This is a genomic window from Nitrospirillum guanabarense (genome assembly GCF_034653355.1).
In the GTDB taxonomy this organism is placed as follows: domain Bacteria; phylum Pseudomonadota; class Alphaproteobacteria; order Azospirillales; family Azospirillaceae; genus Nitrospirillum.
On record NZ_JAYEER010000003.1, the window covers coordinates 1,739,036 to 1,754,816 of the forward strand.

At 66.5% G+C, this 15,781-nt stretch carries 15 protein-coding genes; 14 read left to right on the forward strand and 1 reads right to left on the reverse strand.

Translation table 11 applies throughout. The features are described from left to right. Window positions 1-5 precede the first annotated feature (5 nt). From UAA55_RS16945 to UAA55_RS17010, 14 genes are all read left to right on the forward strand, one after another. Window positions 6-263 (forward strand): hypothetical protein, encoded by a 258-nt coding sequence (locus tag UAA55_RS16945; RefSeq protein WP_088873270.1) that lies wholly within the window; start codon window positions 6-8, stop codon window positions 261-263. 49 nt (window positions 264-312) lie between these two features. Next, window positions 313-717 (forward strand): hypothetical protein, encoded by a 405-nt coding sequence (locus UAA55_RS16950; protein ID WP_088873271.1) that lies wholly within the window; start codon window positions 313-315, stop codon window positions 715-717. 165 nt (window positions 718-882) lie between these two features. Continuing rightward, window positions 883-1,110, forward strand: a complete 228-nt coding sequence (locus tag UAA55_RS16955; RefSeq protein WP_088873272.1) for a Sec-independent protein translocase subunit TatA — start codon at window positions 883-885, stop codon at window positions 1,108-1,110. 130 nt (window positions 1,111-1,240) lie between these two features. Continuing rightward, window positions 1,241-1,804: a Sec-independent protein translocase protein TatB gene (gene tatB / locus UAA55_RS16960; RefSeq protein WP_322954159.1), complete on the forward strand. Its 564-nt coding sequence runs from the start codon at window positions 1,241-1,243 to the stop codon at window positions 1,802-1,804. Between the two features lie 15 nt (window positions 1,805-1,819). Further along, entirely contained in the window at window positions 1,820-2,656 is an 837-nt protein-coding gene (tatC, locus tag UAA55_RS16965) for a twin-arginine translocase subunit TatC (RefSeq protein ID WP_322954160.1), read from the forward strand. Window positions 2,657-2,767: 111 nt separating this feature from the next. Next, on the forward strand, window positions 2,768-4,039 hold the full coding sequence (gene serS, locus UAA55_RS16970) for a serine--tRNA ligase (protein ID WP_322954161.1): 1,272 nt from the start codon (window positions 2,768-2,770) through the stop codon (window positions 4,037-4,039). 10 nt (window positions 4,040-4,049) lie between these two features. Next, window positions 4,050-4,832, forward strand: coding sequence for a 5'/3'-nucleotidase SurE (gene surE / locus UAA55_RS16975; protein ID WP_322954477.1), 783 nt, complete (start codon window positions 4,050-4,052; stop codon window positions 4,830-4,832). Next, the gene (locus tag UAA55_RS16980) at window positions 4,829-5,593 is read left to right on the forward strand and encodes a protein-L-isoaspartate(D-aspartate) O-methyltransferase (protein ID WP_322954162.1); all 765 of its coding nucleotides are present in this window, start codon (window positions 4,829-4,831) and stop codon (window positions 5,591-5,593) included. The genes surE and UAA55_RS16980 overlap by 4 nt, the downstream gene beginning before the upstream one ends. 26 nt (window positions 5,594-5,619) lie before the next feature. Further along, complete coding sequence (locus tag UAA55_RS16985; RefSeq protein ID WP_322954163.1) at window positions 5,620-6,975, forward strand: LysM peptidoglycan-binding domain-containing M23 family metallopeptidase; 1,356 nt, start codon at window positions 5,620-5,622, stop codon at window positions 6,973-6,975. A 211-nt stretch (window positions 6,976-7,186) separates the two neighbouring features. Beyond that, complete coding sequence (gene flgK, locus UAA55_RS16990) at window positions 7,187-8,596, forward strand: flagellar hook-associated protein FlgK (RefSeq protein ID WP_322954164.1); 1,410 nt, start codon at window positions 7,187-7,189, stop codon at window positions 8,594-8,596. Then, a complete protein-coding gene (locus tag UAA55_RS16995; protein ID WP_322954165.1) occupies window positions 8,593-10,779 on the forward strand; it encodes a hypothetical protein in 2,187 nt (728 codons plus the stop codon). Before flgK ends, UAA55_RS16995 begins: the two co-directional genes overlap by 4 nt. A 12-nt stretch (window positions 10,780-10,791) precedes the next feature. Next, complete coding sequence (locus UAA55_RS17000; protein WP_322954167.1) at window positions 10,792-11,073, forward strand: hypothetical protein; 282 nt, start codon at window positions 10,792-10,794, stop codon at window positions 11,071-11,073. Window positions 11,074-11,515: 442 nt separating this feature from the next. Further along, window positions 11,516-14,320 carry a flagellar hook-basal body complex protein gene (locus UAA55_RS17005; RefSeq protein ID WP_322954168.1) on the forward strand — a complete coding sequence of 935 codons (2,805 nt, stop codon included), beginning with the start codon at window positions 11,516-11,518 and terminating at the stop codon, window positions 14,318-14,320. Between the two features lie 186 nt (window positions 14,321-14,506). Beyond that, the gene (locus UAA55_RS17010) at window positions 14,507-15,301 is read left to right on the forward strand and encodes a putative metalloprotease CJM1_0395 family protein (protein ID WP_322954169.1); all 795 of its coding nucleotides are present in this window, start codon (window positions 14,507-14,509) and stop codon (window positions 15,299-15,301) included. 53 nt (window positions 15,302-15,354) lie between these two features. Here the strand turns inward: UAA55_RS17010 and UAA55_RS17015 are convergent, their stop codons facing one another. Then, on the reverse strand, window positions 15,355-15,714 hold the full coding sequence (locus tag UAA55_RS17015; RefSeq protein ID WP_322954170.1) for a hypothetical protein: 360 nt from the start codon (window positions 15,712-15,714) through the stop codon (window positions 15,355-15,357). Window positions 15,715-15,781 lie beyond the last annotated feature (67 nt).

Here is a 15,781-nt window from a genome sequence, read left to right on the forward strand (position 1 = left end):
AAGAAATGTCGCCCAGCATCTATCTGCTCACCCTGCTGCTGTTCTTCGGCACCTTCGTGCTGATCTTCGGCTTCAAGTACTTCTCCGCCGCCGTGGCGGCTCGCGCCAAGCTAGAGACCGAGGCCGGCTATCGCGCCCTGGCCGAGCGGGCGATCGCGGCCCAGGCGGAGACCCGGGCCGCCCTGGCGGCGCTGACGGGCGACATGGCCAAGCTGGCCGCCAGCCTTGCTGCGGTGGAACGCATCCTACGCGAAGTGGAATAGGGCCCGGTCGCCGGGCGTGCCCATCAAAATCAAAACAGGGGACAGGGAAATGACGATATCGGTGTTTCGGCTTTATCTGTTGCGGGCGGGCTATCTGTTGATCGCGCTGGCCATGGGCGGGCTGACCTGGCCCGAGATCCTGGACCCGGCGGCGGACTGGAGCTTCAACCAGGGCGTGGTCCGTTGCATGTTGGGGGCGTTGACGTTGCTGTGCCTGCTGGGTGTGCGCTATCCACTGCAGATGCTGCCCCTGCTGATGTTCGAATTGACGTGGAAGATGATCTGGCTGGCGCGGGTGGCGCTGCCGGCCTGGATGTCCGGTCACATCGACGACGGCATGGCGGAAAACATCTTCGCAGTGGGTATCGGTGCCATCTACTGGTTCATCATCCCCTGGCGCTATGTCATTGACCGCTATGTGACCCAGTCCGGTGACCGCTGGGCGTGGCGCTGATGCGACGGGATGACCGGCGCCGGGCGGGGGGCTTACATCGGGCGCCGGTCGTCCCCATCTCTGGGAGGCCAAGCATTGCGGCGGGCGGCGCCGCCATGCCATAGTGCCGCGCCTTCACGGGCGTCGTAATCGACCTACACCTTATTCAGGACACGGGACCCACCCATGGGCTCTTTTAGCATCTGGCATTGGCTGATCGTTCTTTTCATCGCCCTGCTGCTGTTCGGCAACCGCCTGCCCCGTATGATGGGCGACTTCGGCAAGGGCATTAAGAACTTCAAGGCCGGCCTGAACGAACAGGAAGAAGGCGGCGCGTCCGCGCCCCGCTCGATCGACGGCCACACGGACGCCTCGACGACCTCCGCGCCCAAGGACACCGTTTCCAAGGGCTGAACCGGTTCGGGGCCAGGCTGACGCCGGCCTCGCTGGACGGATCCGTCGCGCCGAACGGCCGGGGTGCTAGCGCGCCCGCCGCCGTTATGGGCCGACGTCGGGGAATTGTCGGGAATAAGGCACGCCGCCCATGTTCGACATCGCATGGTCCGAACTCGCGCTTATCGGTGTGGTGGCGCTGGTCGTCATCGGACCCAAGGACCTGCCGGTGGCGCTCTATACCGCCGGCAAGTGGATGCGCAAGGCGCGCCTGCTGGCCCGTGACTTCCAGTCCCACCTGGATGACATGGTGCGCCAGGCCGAGCTGGAGGATCTGCGCAAGCAGGCGCAGAAGGTGGCGCAGTTCGACCTGACGGCCGAGGTCACCAGGATGGTGGACCCCACCGACAGCGTGCGCCAGGCGCTGGAGATCAATCCCACCGCGTCGGCGACGGCGACCGAGGTGACGCCCGCGCCCATCGCGGCACCCGAAGGTGCCCCAGAGGGTGCCCCGGAGGGAGCCATCGAAACCCAACCCGAAGCCACGTCGGCGGAAGCCGAGCCGCCGGCCATCGGCTCCCCCGCCATGCCCCTGATCCTGCCGGAATCGACACCGGAGGCGGCGGCCGAGCCCGTGCCGGTGGTCCCGGTGGCGGCCCCGGTGCGGCATGCCGAACACGCTGGCGCCGACGCGCCGGCCCCGACCAAATCCTGATAGGGCCAGCGCCCCATGGCCGACCCCACCCAAGACGAAATCGACGCCTCGCGCATGCCGCTGCTGGATCACCTGATCGAGCTGCGCAACCGCCTGATCATTTCCCTGTCCGCCCTGCTGGTCGCCTTCCTGATCTGCTACCAGTTCGCTGGCCGCATTTATGGCTGGCTGCTGCTGCCCATGGTGACCGCCCTGGGTGAGCGCGCGGCGGAGCGCAAGCTGATCTTCACGGCCCCCACGGAGGCTTTCTTCACCTATGTGAAGGTGTCCCTGTGGGCGGCGGCGCTGATCGCGTTCCCCATCATCGCCCAGCAGATCTGGAAGTTCGTGGCGCCCGGTCTTTACCGCCACGAGCGCAAGGCCTTCCTGCCCTTCCTGCTGGCGACGCCCATCCTGTTCCTGATGGGGACGGGCATGGTCTATTTCTTCGTCATGCCCACGGCGCTGAAGTTCTTCCTGAGCTTCGAGCAGACGGGCGGGGCCGGCATGCTGCCCATCGTGGCCGAGACGCGGGTGGAGCAGTACCTGTCTTTCGCCATGTCGCTGATCTTCGCCTTCGGCATCGCCTTCCAGATGCCGGTGCTGCTCAGCCTGCTGGTGCGCGTCGGCATCCTCAGCGCCGATCAGCTGGCGTCCAAGCGCCGCTACGCCATCGTGCTGATCTTCGTGCTGGCCGCCATCCTGACGCCACCCGACCCCATCAGCCAGACCACCCTGGCGGCCCCCATGATCGTCCTGTACGAGGTGTCGGTGTTCGCCGCCCGGCGCATCGAGCGCAACCGGGCCAAGGAACAGGCGCGGGCGGAAGAGGCCGAAAAGACGGCCGGCGGCGACGAGGTCACACCGGGCTAGGTCCCGGCGCCGGGGCCAAGGCAACTTGTATGGCGGGGCGGGCTGGACCCCGACAGGGCTTCCCGCTTATAAGTCGGGGACCATCGTTTAACGTCTTCCAAGAAGCCTGCCATGCATGACCTCCGCGTTCTCCGCGACAATCCTGAAGCCTTCGACGGCGGCCTGGCCCGCCGCGGGTTGCCGCCCCAGTCCGCCGTCGTGCTGGACCTGGACGCCCGCCGCCGCGCGGCGCAGACGGCGCTGCAGGACATGCAGGCCCGCCGGAACGAGGCGTCGAAGCTGATCGGCGCCTACAAGAAGGACGGCAAGGACGCCCAGCCGCTGATGGACGAGGTCGCCAGCCTGAAGGAAGGCATGGCCGAGGCCGAGGCCACCGAGAAGGCGCTGTCGGAAGAGCTGGACCGCCTGCTGTCGACCATCCCCAACCTGCCTGCCGCCGACGTGCCGCAAGGCAAGGACGAGCACGACAATGTGGAGCGCCACCGCGTCGGCACCCCGCCTGTGATCGAGAACGCCAAGGAGCATTTCGACCTGGGCGAGGCCCTGGGCTTCATGGACTTCAGCGGTGCCGCCAAGCTGTCGGGCGCGCGCTTCACGGTGCTGAAGGGTCCGCTGGCCCGGCTGGAGCGGGCGCTGGGCGACTTCATGCTGGACACCCATACCCGGGAGTTCGGCTACACCGAGGTCTCGCCGCCCCTGATGGTGCGGGATGAGGCCGCCTTCGGCACGGGCCAGCTGCCCAAGTTCGCCGAGGACCTGTTCCAGACCAACACCGGCCATTGGCTGATCCCCACGGCTGAGGTGCCGCTGACCAACCTGGTGGCGGACAGCATCCTGGACGCCGAGGAACTGCCGCTGCGCATGACGGCGCGCACGCCCTGCTTCCGCGCCGAGGCCGGCGCCGCCGGCCGGGACACGCGCGGCATGATCCGCCAGCACCAGTTCTACAAGGTGGAAATGGTCAGCGTGACCACGCCCGACCAGTCGGCCGCCGAGCATGAGCGCATGACCGAAGCCGCCGAGACGGTGCTGAAGCGTCTGGGCCTGCCCTTCCGCACGGTCACCCTGTGCACCGGCGACATGGGTTTCAGCGCCGCCAAGACCTACGACATCGAGGTGTGGCTGCCGGGCCAGAACACGTACCGTGAGATCAGCAGCTGCTCCAACTGCGGGGACTTCCAGGCCCGCCGCATGAAGGCCCGCTGGCGCAACAAGGGCGACAAGAACACCCAGTTCGTCCACACGCTGAACGGCTCGGGCGTGGCGGTGGGCCGCGCCCTGCTGGCGGTGATGGAAAACTATCAGGAGGCCGACTGCTCCATCCGCGTGCCTGAGGTCCTGGTGCCCTACATGAACGGGCTGGAGCGCATCGTCCGTGGCTGACGGCACGCCGATGCGGGCCCCGGGGGAAGACCGCCCCTTGCGCATCCTGATCAGCAATGACGATGGCATCCACGCCCCCGGCCTGGCGGCGCTGGAGCGCATCGCGCGCCAGCTGACCGACGACGTCTGGGTGGTGGCGCCGGAGGCGGAGCAGTCCGCCGCCAGCCATTCGCTCACCATCCACCGCCCGCTGCGCATGAAGCGGGTGGCCGACCGGCGCTATACCGTCGATGGCACGCCCACCGACTGTGTGCTGCTGGCGGTGAACCAGCTGATGGCAGACCAGCGGCCGGACGTGGTGCTGTCCGGCGTGAACCACGGCCAGAACCTGGGCGAGGACGTGACCTATTCCGGCACGGTGGCCGCCGCCATGGAGGCGACCTTGCTGGGCGTGCGCGCTTTCGCCTTCAGCCTGCGCCTGCGCGATGGCCGCGACCCGGACTGGGCCACGGCGGAGCGCTGGGGCCCCGAGGTGGTACGCAAGGGTCTGGCCGTGGACTGGCCGCGCCATGTTCTGCTGAACGTGAACTTCCCCGCGGTCGACCCGGACAAGGTGGCCGGCATCCATGTGGTGCGCCACGCCAACCGCAAGGCTGGCGACGATCTGTTCGAGCGCATGGACCCGCGGGGCCGTCCGTATATCTGGATCGGCGCCGCCCGGGGGCTGAACGAGGTGCCGGTGGATACCGACGTCCATGTGGTGGAGGCGTTGGGCGGTATCTCCGTCACGCCCATCCACCTGGATCTGACGCACTATGAGACCTTGGCGCGGCTGGAGGGGGTATTCGGGTGAGCAGCGCCGCGCGCAAAATCCGTCTGTTGATGCTGTTGCGCCGCAATGGCGTGAACAGCACGGACGTTTTGCGCGCCATGGAGCTGATCCCGCGGGAGGTGTTCGTGCCCCCGACCTTCCACGACCAGGCCTATGAGGACACGGCCCTGCCCATCGGTCATGGCCAGACCATCAGCCAACCCATGGTGGTGGGGCTGATGACCCAGGCCCTGCAACTGAGCGACCGGCTGAAGGTGCTGGAGATCGGCACCGGCTCCGGCTACCAGGCGGCGGTCCTGGCCAAGATCGCCCGCCGGGTCTACACCATCGAGCGTCACCGTCCCCTGCTGGCGGAGGCGGAGGGCCGCTTCCAAGCCCTGCGGCTGCACAACATCACCGCGCGCCATGGCGACGGCATGCGCGGCTGGCCCCAGGCGGCACCCTTCGAGCGCATCCTGGTGACGGCGGGCGGCGGCATGGATCCGCCGCCGGATCTGATGGACCAGCTTGCGGTGGGGGGCATCATGGTCATACCCTTGGGCGCCGACCGCCGCAGCCTGCATGTCGTGCGCCTGCGCAAGACGGAGACGGGGGTGGAGCGTGAACAGCTGTGGCCGGTGCGGTTCGTGCCCCTGCTGCCCGAAGTCGCGGCCGAACCTGGACGGGCGCAACCCGGACGGGGACCGGCCGCGCCGGGGCAGGGTGGGGTGGAGCAGGGGGACATGCCTCCACCGGCCCTAATTCCGCCCGACTTTTCCGACGTAATCCATCAGCGGGCGTGATGCCTTTCCTCGAACGACAAAGCGCGATGGCCTTCAAGACTTTCCACCGGACCGCCGGTGCCGCCGTCCTTCCGACCCCAGCCCCCGACTTTGCCGCCGGCTTCACCGGACTGCTGATGCGGGGCGCCCTCGCGGGTGCCCTGGCGTTCGGCCTGACGGCTTGCGGCACCCGGTCGGAACCCCCGGCCCCCGTCGTCACACCGCCGCCCACGCCGGCCAACGTCATCTTCGTCTCCAAGGGCGAGACGATCTATGACGTGGCCAAGCGCTACAACATTCCGCTGCGCGACCTGATCGACGAGAACCGCCTGCAGCCGCCCTACACCGTGACGCCGGGCCAGCGCCTGGTGGTGCCAACGCCGCACACCTACGTCATCAAGCCCGGCGACACCCTGTACGGCATCGCCCGCACCTTCAACGTCGACAGCAGCGAGCTGGCGCGCTTGAACAGTCTCGCGCCGCCCTACCTGCTGCGCGTGGGCCAGACCTTGAACCTGCCGCACGCCGGCCCCGGCCCGGCCCCCGCCGGGACGCCGCCGGGCGGCGCGCCCACGGTGGCGGAGGCGCCGCCGCCCGCGGCCGCCCCCCGGCCGGGTGTGGCCACCGGCCGCGCGCCGATGACGGTCGGCCCGGCGGCGCCACAGGCTTCGGCCGCCCCGCCGCCCGTCGCGGTGCCCCCCCGCCGCACGGTGGAAAGCCAGGAACTGGCCGCACCGTCCGCGTCCGCGCAGCCCGCCACCCGGCCGCCGACGGGCAGCACCGGTGCCGCCATTCCGCCGGGCGCCACGGCCGCCCCCTCCGCCCGCTGGGCGCCGGTAACCCCCGGCTCCTCGTCTGAACCCACGGGTGCTTCCCCGGACACGCCGCCCGTTTCCTCGGCGCCCACCCCGGTCGTCCGCACGCCAGGGGCCGCCACGCCGCCGGCCGTGGCGGTTGCCCCGGCCGTGCCCACACCGGTGCCCACGCCAGCCCCGCCTGCGGCCTCCAAGGGCGCGCGCTTCCTCTGGCCGGTGACGGGGCAGGTGATCTCCACCCACGGGGCCAAGCCCGGCGGGCAGTACAATGACGGCATCAACATCGCGGCGCCCACGGGCACGCCGGTGGTGGCCGCCGACGCCGGGGTGGTGAAATACGCCGGCAACCAGCTGCGCGGCTTCGGGAACCTGGTGCTGATCCAGCATGCCGACGGTATGGTGACGGCCTACGCCCAGCTGGACCAGATCATGGTGGAGGCCAACGCCAAGGTGGCGCGTGGCCAGCGCATCGGCACCGTGGGCGCCACCGGCAACGTGACCAGCCCGCAGCTGCACTTCGAGGTGCGGCAGGGCAATAAGGTCTTGGATCCCATGGATGTTTTGGATCCGGGCAAAGGTGTCCGCTGACATGGCCATCCCTGCCTAGCGGGACTCGGGGATAAAGGGCGGGGCGGCAGATTTTGCCGCCCTCGCCATTTCCGGCAGTTTGCAAAAATACGAATGATTCCAGTGCTCTAATTTCCTGGTCCAGTTGGCCCGGGGTTTGCGTGGTGGGGGGCGGATCGGCCATGGGGGCCGGTCCCCTGCGCGGAACCCCCCGCCACCGAGGCCCGGTCCCATGAGTTTGTTCAGCGCGCTGAATTCGGCCGCCAACAGCCTGAATGTCATTCAGGCCGGCATCCAGGTCGTTTCAGACAACATGAACAACGCCAACAGTCCGGATCGTACGAAACACACGGTTTCGCAGACGACCGACCCGTTGAGCGGCGTCACCATCTCGCAGTACTCGCGGTCGGTGGACGTGGCCCTGCAGGCCCAGCTTCAGGGGACGACGTCCGAGAATGGGATGCAGCAGGTGCTGTCCCAGTACATGAGCCAGATCGGCGGCATGCTGGGCACCACCAACTCCAGCAATTCCAGCGACAGCGCCACGCCCAAGCTGACCCAGGCGTTCCAGGATTTCACCAAGGCCCTGCAGGATTTGTCCGCCTCGCCCGAGAGTGCCGTGGCGCAGAACCAGGTCGTGCAGAAGGCTCAGGCCCTGGTGCAGACCATCCACACCCTGTCGGCGGGCGTGGACCAGATGGAAGTGCAGGCCAAGGGCGACATCACCCAGACGGTGAAGTCGATCAACACCGATCTGACCCAAATCGACCAGCTGAACGCCACCATCTCGCAGCTGAAGGCCAGCAACCAGCCGACCGCCGATTTCGAGGACCAACGCGACGCCACGCTGCGCGACCTGTCCTCCATGATCAATGTCCGCACCACCCAGCGCGATGACGGCTCCATCGCCGTCTTCACGCCCACGGGCGCCACGCTGGTGGATGGCACCGCCACGCAGTTGAGCTACGACGGCAAGGTGATCTCGGGCGCCGGCGGCGCCGACATCACCGCCGCCGTCAGCAGCGGCAAGCTGGGCGGTCTGCTGGATCTGGTGGCCGACAGCTCGCCGGCCCCGGCCAGCGGTGACGCCACCACCGAAGTCTTCCGCAAGCTGAAGTCGCAGCTGGACGCGGTCGCTGGCGCCCTGACCGGCACGACGCAGGCGGGCCAGCCCACCAGCATCACCGATGCCTACAACAAGGCCGGCCCCACCAATGACGGCGAGCTGGCCAGCGGCCTGTTCTCGGGCGCCGACGCCGGCACCCTGTCGGTGAACAAGGATCTGCTGAACGGCACCAAGACCATCAAGCAGTCGGCCGTGAACGCCATGGTCGGCGCCATGACGGCGACCGGGCGCACCATGACGGCCGACGGCCTGACGCTGACGAACGTCAGTTACGGCGGCATGGCCGACCAGGTGTCCAGCAACTGGTCCACCATTCAGTCCAACGTCAACACCCAGGCCACCACCACCTCGTCCTTCATGACCAGCCTGCAGACGCGCTACGCCAGCTCGACAGGTGTCAACATGGATGAGGAGGTCGCGAACCTGCAGGTCCTCCAGCGCAACTACTCGGCCACCGCCCGCGTGATCTCGGTCATCGGGCAGATGTTCGACACCCTCTCGCAGGCCGTGACATGACCATCTCCCGTGTAAGCACCTACGGCAGCTACCTGTCGATGCTGAACGGCATCAATGGGACCTCGACCTCGCTGGCCGAGCTGCAGCAGCAGTTCAACACCGGCATCAAGTCGCAGGACCTGTCCGCCTATGGCACCCAGGCCAACCAGCTGCTGGCCCTGAAGAGCCAGTATGCCCAGCGCACCGGTTACTCCAGCGCCATCACCACGGCCACGACCCAGGTGAACGCGACGGAGACGGCGCTGTCGTCAATGCAGAAGATCGTGTCGAACCTGTTGAGCTCGGCCAACATCCCGGCTGGCGCGGGCTCGCCCGCCGTTTCCGCCGTGACTTCTTCCAGCAACGGGAATTTGGGTCTGTCTGTTGACAGCAGCAAATCGGTGTTCAGCGCCGCCGCCACCTATACGGTCACCGCCGTGCCGTCGAACAGTGGAAAGGCCGGTAGCTATGACGTCACCGTCAACGATGGCATGGGTGGCATCTCCACCAAGACACTGAACCTGACATCCATTCCTCCCGATGATGGCGAGCAGACCTTCGAAATGACCGGCGGACCCGGTGACGGCGCTTCCATCAGCCTGGACATCAGCCAGCTGAAGGGCCCCGGCAGCGCTACCTTCAGTGTGGCCTACCCGGATCTGGCGGCGCCCAAGGCCTTGCTGCAGGGTGCGCTGACCCAGCTGTCCAGCTTGCTCAACACCAAGGCCGGCGACCGCTACATCTTCTCCGGCAGCCGCTATGACACGCCTCCCGTGGGTGACCTGTCGGCCACCAAGCAAGTGAGCCAGGTGACCCTGACCGGCGGCACGCTGGGCACCGCGGGTGACATCTATACGATGTCGGTGGCGGGCAAGCAGTTCACCTATACGACGACCGGCTCGGAAACGAGCATGTCCGACATCCTCAATGCCTTCGCCTCGCAGATCAATGATCCGAACCAGCAGGCTATCGCCAACGGGCAGACGCCGCCGCTGCCGCTGACGGCGTCCGTCATCGGCAACCAGCTGACCCTGATCGGCAATTCGGCGGGCTATTCATTCAACGTGTCGTCGAACGTCTACCCCGTGGCCGGTTATCAGAACACATCCACGCCGGGCGGCGATCCGACGCTGCTGGGCTATCCCAGCTACACCAGCCATACCGACCTGGACAACGTCTATTCCCAGTACACCTCGCAGCTGGCGGTCGCCGCCGACCCCACCGCCGTCCCGCCCACAGCCGCGGTGCCGCAGATCGACAACATCAATCTGAACGGCACCAGCGTGGACGTGGGGGACGTTTTCACCATCAACATGGGAAACCGCAACACCGTCAACGTCACCAGCGATGATGCCAATCCGGCCAACAACATCAGCTATGACAAGGTCAACAACCCCACCGCCTACACCTATGTCATGACCTCCGCCGACTTGGTGGCCATGAAGACCACGGGCTTGCCTTCGGCCAGTCCGCCGGTGGCCGCCGGCGACGCGATGGGGTACGTGGCGGCCAAGTTGGCGGCGCAGATCAATGCCGACCCGCAACGTTCCGCCGACGCCACCGTCACCCTCAACCCTCCGGGTTCAGCGCAGGTGACCCTGACCGGCATGGGGTCGCAACGCTTCGCCACCACCTCGACGGTGCAGAACAACAGCAACCAGAACCAGATGACGGCGGTGACGCTGGCGCCATACCAAGCACCCGGTTCGTTTGGCACCACGACCACCACCCCACCCAACCTGGCGCCCTATGACAGCCAATTCCAATCAGGGGTCCAAAATCCGGCCGCCTTCGCCAGCAGCTCGCTGAACGTGGATGACAGCACCAGCGTTACCTACGGCATCAGTTCCAATGATCCGGCGATCCAAAATCTGATCATCGGCATCAAACAGATGCTGGCCGCGGTGAACAATCCGGGCAACTACACGACCCTGATGAGCAACGCCCGCTCCAGCATCGTGTCGGCCCAGGGCCAGATCCGGCAGTTGGACGCCAGCACCGTGAACGCGCAGAGCGTCCTGGGCACGGCGGCCACCAACCACAAGAACGCCATGGCCGATATCGAAAACCAGATCGCCGACATCCAGAACGTCGACCCCACGACGGTGGCCGCACAATTGCAAGCGGCCCTGAACCAGCAGCAGGGCGCCTACACCGTCGCCGGCAAAATCGCATCCCTTTCCCTTGTCAACTTCCTGAGCTGAGGAGACCTAGCCATGAACGCCTACACGCCTGCCGAAGCCTTCGCCGCCGCCACCGTCGCCGCCGCCCCGGTGAACGACGAGGCCCAACGCGCCCGCTTGTTCGACCAATTCAACGCCTACTGGGTGAACGCCGCCAGCGAAGGCGTGCCCTATGACACCATCGGCACCATGTCCGTGATGGCTTCCGTCTACGGCATCCTGGCCAAGTACGGCAAGACGACCACCGCCGAATACCTGGAAATCCTGGCTGAGAGCGTGCGCTCCGGCGAGTTCTCGGTGAAGCAGGGCGCCTGATCCGACAGACGTTCTCCGACGCGTCGGGGTCCAAAAGGGACCCACAGGAACGGACCAGGAAGAGGCCGGGCCGGTCTCCCCAAAAGGGGGAAGACCAGCCTGGCCTTCCTTGCTTTTGGGGGCCGCTCTGCCGGCCCGGGACCGAGTCGAAGCCTACCGGGAAGAAACGGCCGGGTTGGAGTAGCCGGTAGGAAAAAACGCCCCGGTGCCCCGCTGCCGCGGCACATCCTGCCAAGTGGTCCGACGCGCGGCGTGATGGCAGGGACGGGGCCATTTTTCAAGAATGGCAAGCAATAACAATAATTTATTGAATGTGACCCAGGGACGGGCACCCCCTGCTGGGGGGAAATGGTGGGTGCCACGCCAATCTTCGCAAACTGGCATCCATCTTGCTTTCCTTGCGGTCCAGATACGCAACCGCTCTTTTCTGGGAGCCAGCACCATGAGCATTTTCGGCTCGATGTCCGTCGGTATTTCCGGCTTGCAGGCGCAGTCCACCGCGCTCAGCAACATTTCCGACAACATCGCGAACGCCCAGACGACGGGCTTCAAGCGCATCGACACATCGTTCGAGTCCCTGGTCATTTCGGCCAGCAACACCCAGTACCAGGCCGGCGGCGTGCAGGCCCGTCCCGACTACGTGAACAGCGTGTCGGGCACGGTGTCGTCGTCGGACACCCCCACCAACATCGCCATCCGCGGCAACGGCTTCTTCAGCGTCAGCAAGCTGACGACGGTGAACGGGCAGACGACAACGTCGGGTGAGCGCTACTACACCCGCGACGGCAGCTTCGCCCTGGATAGCACGCGCACCCTGGTCAACAACTCCGGCTTCGCCCTGAACGGCTTCGCCTACAACAGCACCACGGGCCTGTTCGACACCTCCGCCACCCCGGTGCAGGTGACGTCGGACATCGACAGCCCAGTGCCGACCAAGGAGATCGACGTCAAGGCCAACCTGCCGACCGACCCCAGCGGTTCCATCACGCCCACCCAAGTGCAGGTCTATGACGCCGCCGGCACCGCCCACAACGTCAACCTGACCTGGCGCCAGGGCGCCACCGCTGGCACCTGGCAACTGGGCATCACCGCCGATGGCTCGCAGGGCACGGCCTCGGCTATGCCGGTTGAGGGGCTACTGTCTACCGGCTTCCCCGCCACCAGCAGCGAATCCAGCCTTACGGCGAATACGTTGGACCGCGGCCAGGTGCAGGACGTCTCCTTCTCGACGGCCGCCGTGTCGCCGCTGACGGGTTTCAACATCGGTGACGTCTATTCCGTCGTCGTGAATGGCACGACCTACAGCACGACCCTCACCAGCGGCAACGCCTCGTCGTTCAGCTCCATGAAGGACGTCGCCCAGTCGCTGGCCGACAAGATCAACGGTTCCGACACGTCCAGCGGCGTCACCGCCACGGTCAGTCCGACGGGCGCCTTGCGCTTGACCTCCCGCACAGCCGGTACGTCGTTCAGCGCCGTGCCCAGCGTTTCCAAGGGTGCCATCACCAACCACACGATTGGCACGATGTCGACCATCGTATCGGGTAACGTCGCCACCAACGTCAAGGGCATCGTGTCCCAGACGGCGGTGGGTGACAGTACCAACATCGACGACGTCTACACGGCTACCGTCACCGGTACGGACAACACAGGTAACCCAATTGGCCCCGTCACGGTGTCCGTGACGATCACGCCGCAGAACATCGGAACGTTGAACAATTTGAGCAACGTGATGTCCAAGCTGGCTTATCTGATCAACAATGACACCAGCACCAGCCCGTCCCTCAAAGGGAATGTGGCGGCCGCGGCCAGCGGCGGCACGTTGACCCTCACCAGCTCCAACAGTGGTCCGGTCACCCTCGCCATGACGGCGACGGATTCGCCCAACCTGCTCAATACCGCCAACTCGTCGACATATATTGCCAACCACACAGGCAGTAAAGAGACTGAGAAACTGACCATCACCGGTCAGCCTGGCGACGTGGGAACCACCTATACCTACACGATTGCGCCGCCGCTGGCGCAGACGGCCACGGTGACGACCAGCACGCCAGCGGGAACACCGGCGCCTGATCCTACGCAGCAGACCACGTATGCGTATGACTTCACGAACGGCAACCCCAGCATCACCGCGACCACGCCTACCTCGATTGGGCAGTTGTATACGGTCACCTTGGGATCGACCACCTACAACTACCAGATCACCGCGGCCAACATCACCCAAACTCCTGATTTGCAGTCGGTGGTCGCGGAATTGGCGAGCCAGATCGCCGGTGACTCGGGGTCGAACTTCACCCTGGATCCCGCCAACCCGCCCACGGGTACGTCGCTGAACCTGATCAGCAAGGATCTCGGCGCGACCCTGTCGACGACCCAGGTGACACCGCCGGGCAAGGCCATCAACGTCACGTATAAGACGGACGGTACCGAAGCCAGCCTGAGCGACATCAGCGGCAAGATCGCGGCGCTGATCAACACCCAGGCGTCGCAACAGGGCTTGGGCGTGCAGGCGCTGTCATCCGGCGGCACCATCACCCTGACCGGCAACACCGACAGTGACAGCTTCTTCACGACCGTGGCGCCGGTCATCGCCGGCAAGACGCCGGGTCACATCAACTTGAGCTTTGGTGGAACCCTGGCCGATGGCACCCAGGCGGCGGCTGGCACCCTCAGCCACATGGACTCCACCGCGGTCGGTAGCGGCAACGCCACGGTGACCGCCGACCAGGGCAACGGGTCCGCCGCCACCGTCGGCTTTGACGTCGACTTTGGCTACGGCCTGCAGCACTTCACCCTGAACCTGGGCAATTTCGGCCAGTCCTCCGGCCTGACCCAGTTCGACGGCACCAACATCAACGTCACCTCCAAGGTGCAGGACGGCAGCCCGGCGGGTACCTTCAAGGATGTGCAGATCAACGCCGACGGCACCGTGCTGGCCAACTACGACAACGGCCGCCAGCGCACCATCGCCAAGGTTCCGATCGTGCTGTTCAACAACCCGGACGCCCTGTCGCGCTCCACCGGCAACGTCTTCACCGAGACCGTGGACAGCGGCAAGGCCCGCTTCAACGACACGGGCGTGAACGGTGCCGGCGACATCGCCTCCAGCAGCCTGGAAGGCTCCAACGTCGACATCGCGTCGGAATTCACCCAGCTGATCGTGGCGCAGCGGTCCTACACCGCGAACACCAAGGTCATCACCACCGCCGACGACCTGCTGCAGGACACCATCAACCTGAAGCGGTAAGGCGTAGCGTCCTGACGGCCCGGGCGTGGCGGATTGCCGCTGTCCAGGACCTGAAGGGCCGCCGGATCAAGCGTTTAGGGCGAAGCCGTCCGTATCCTCGCCAGGATGCGGGCGGCTTTGTCTTGCGTGGGCGGGCGCTTGGTGCTGAAGTATTTGCATTATTAAGACCAATGCGACCGCTTTGGCATGTCCGCCCTTGGCGCCATTTCCGCGTCGCCCGTTTGGGCGCGCGCCCTGACGGGCCCAACCCCTGCCATCGTCGCGGCGGGCCAGGGGACGGTTGCCGCCGGCGGCGCGGCATCCGCCCAGGCGCCCAATCCTTACAGTGTTCGGGGCCAGGTTCAGGCCAAGCAGTCCGGTGGCGCCAAGGCGGCCGGCAACGGCACGGTCAGCGACGGCACCAAGCTGAGCGATGCCCAGCAGCAGCAGGTCGACAAGCTCAAGGCCGTGGATCGGGCGGTGCGGGCGCATGAGGCCGCGCACAAGGCGGCGGGTGGCCCCTACGCGGGATCGGAGTCCTTCACCTTCACCACCGGCCCCGATGGGCAGCACTATGCCACGGCGGGTGAGGTCGCCATCGACATCGGCTCGATCCAAGGCGACCCCCAAGCAACCATCACCAAGCTGGAAACGGTGCGCCGCGCCGCTTTGGCGCCGGCTGATCCCTCCGGTCAGGACCGCGCCGTGGCTGCCCAGGCGCAGGCCGGCATTGTCGCCGCCCAAGGGGAGGAGGCTAAGCAGAAAACGCAAGCCGATGGCGGCACGCCCAATAGCGGGACGGCCAATGGCGACGCGGCTGCCAGCGGTGGCGCTTCGGATTCCGGCCGTTCAGCCGGTGCGGAGGCGGGACGGGTGGGGGCCGGCGGCGTCACCATTCGGCAGGGGGCCGCCGCCTACCGGAAAAGCCAGGGCGCGCTGGACGCCAGCATTGTGCAAGCCGCCCAGGCCGCCGCCGCCCAGCCTCTGGCGCTGATCGCTTGAAACGCGAACGGCCAGCGATGGTGTCGCTGGCCGTTCGTCGGAAAGGAGCGGTCTTACTTGGCGTCGCTGTACCGCAGGGCACAGATCTTGGTCGCCATGTCCGCCATGACGGCACCGCCCTCATTCTTGGCGAGCGCGGCAGCGTCGGCGCACTTGTGCTGATCGATCAGGCTGTCCACCCGCTGAGCCACATTGGTCAGGCGCGCCTTGGTCGCGGCGGTCATGCCCTTGGGCTCCACGATCTGCGGATGACCGTAAGGCGTGGAGGCGTCATAACTGAAAACCGGGTTGACGGCGGCGAGGCCCCCACCGGGGCTCCAGTAGGGAGTGGCGGCACCCGTGGTCGCCGCGGCGGAGGCGGCGCCCGCCAAAATGATAAAGGTCACCGCCAGCACGCCGGTCATCGTCTTCATACCAACCTCCCGCCGCTATGATAAAATCCTTGCCCAGGGTGTGCCGATTGCAACCCTTAGGGTGTGT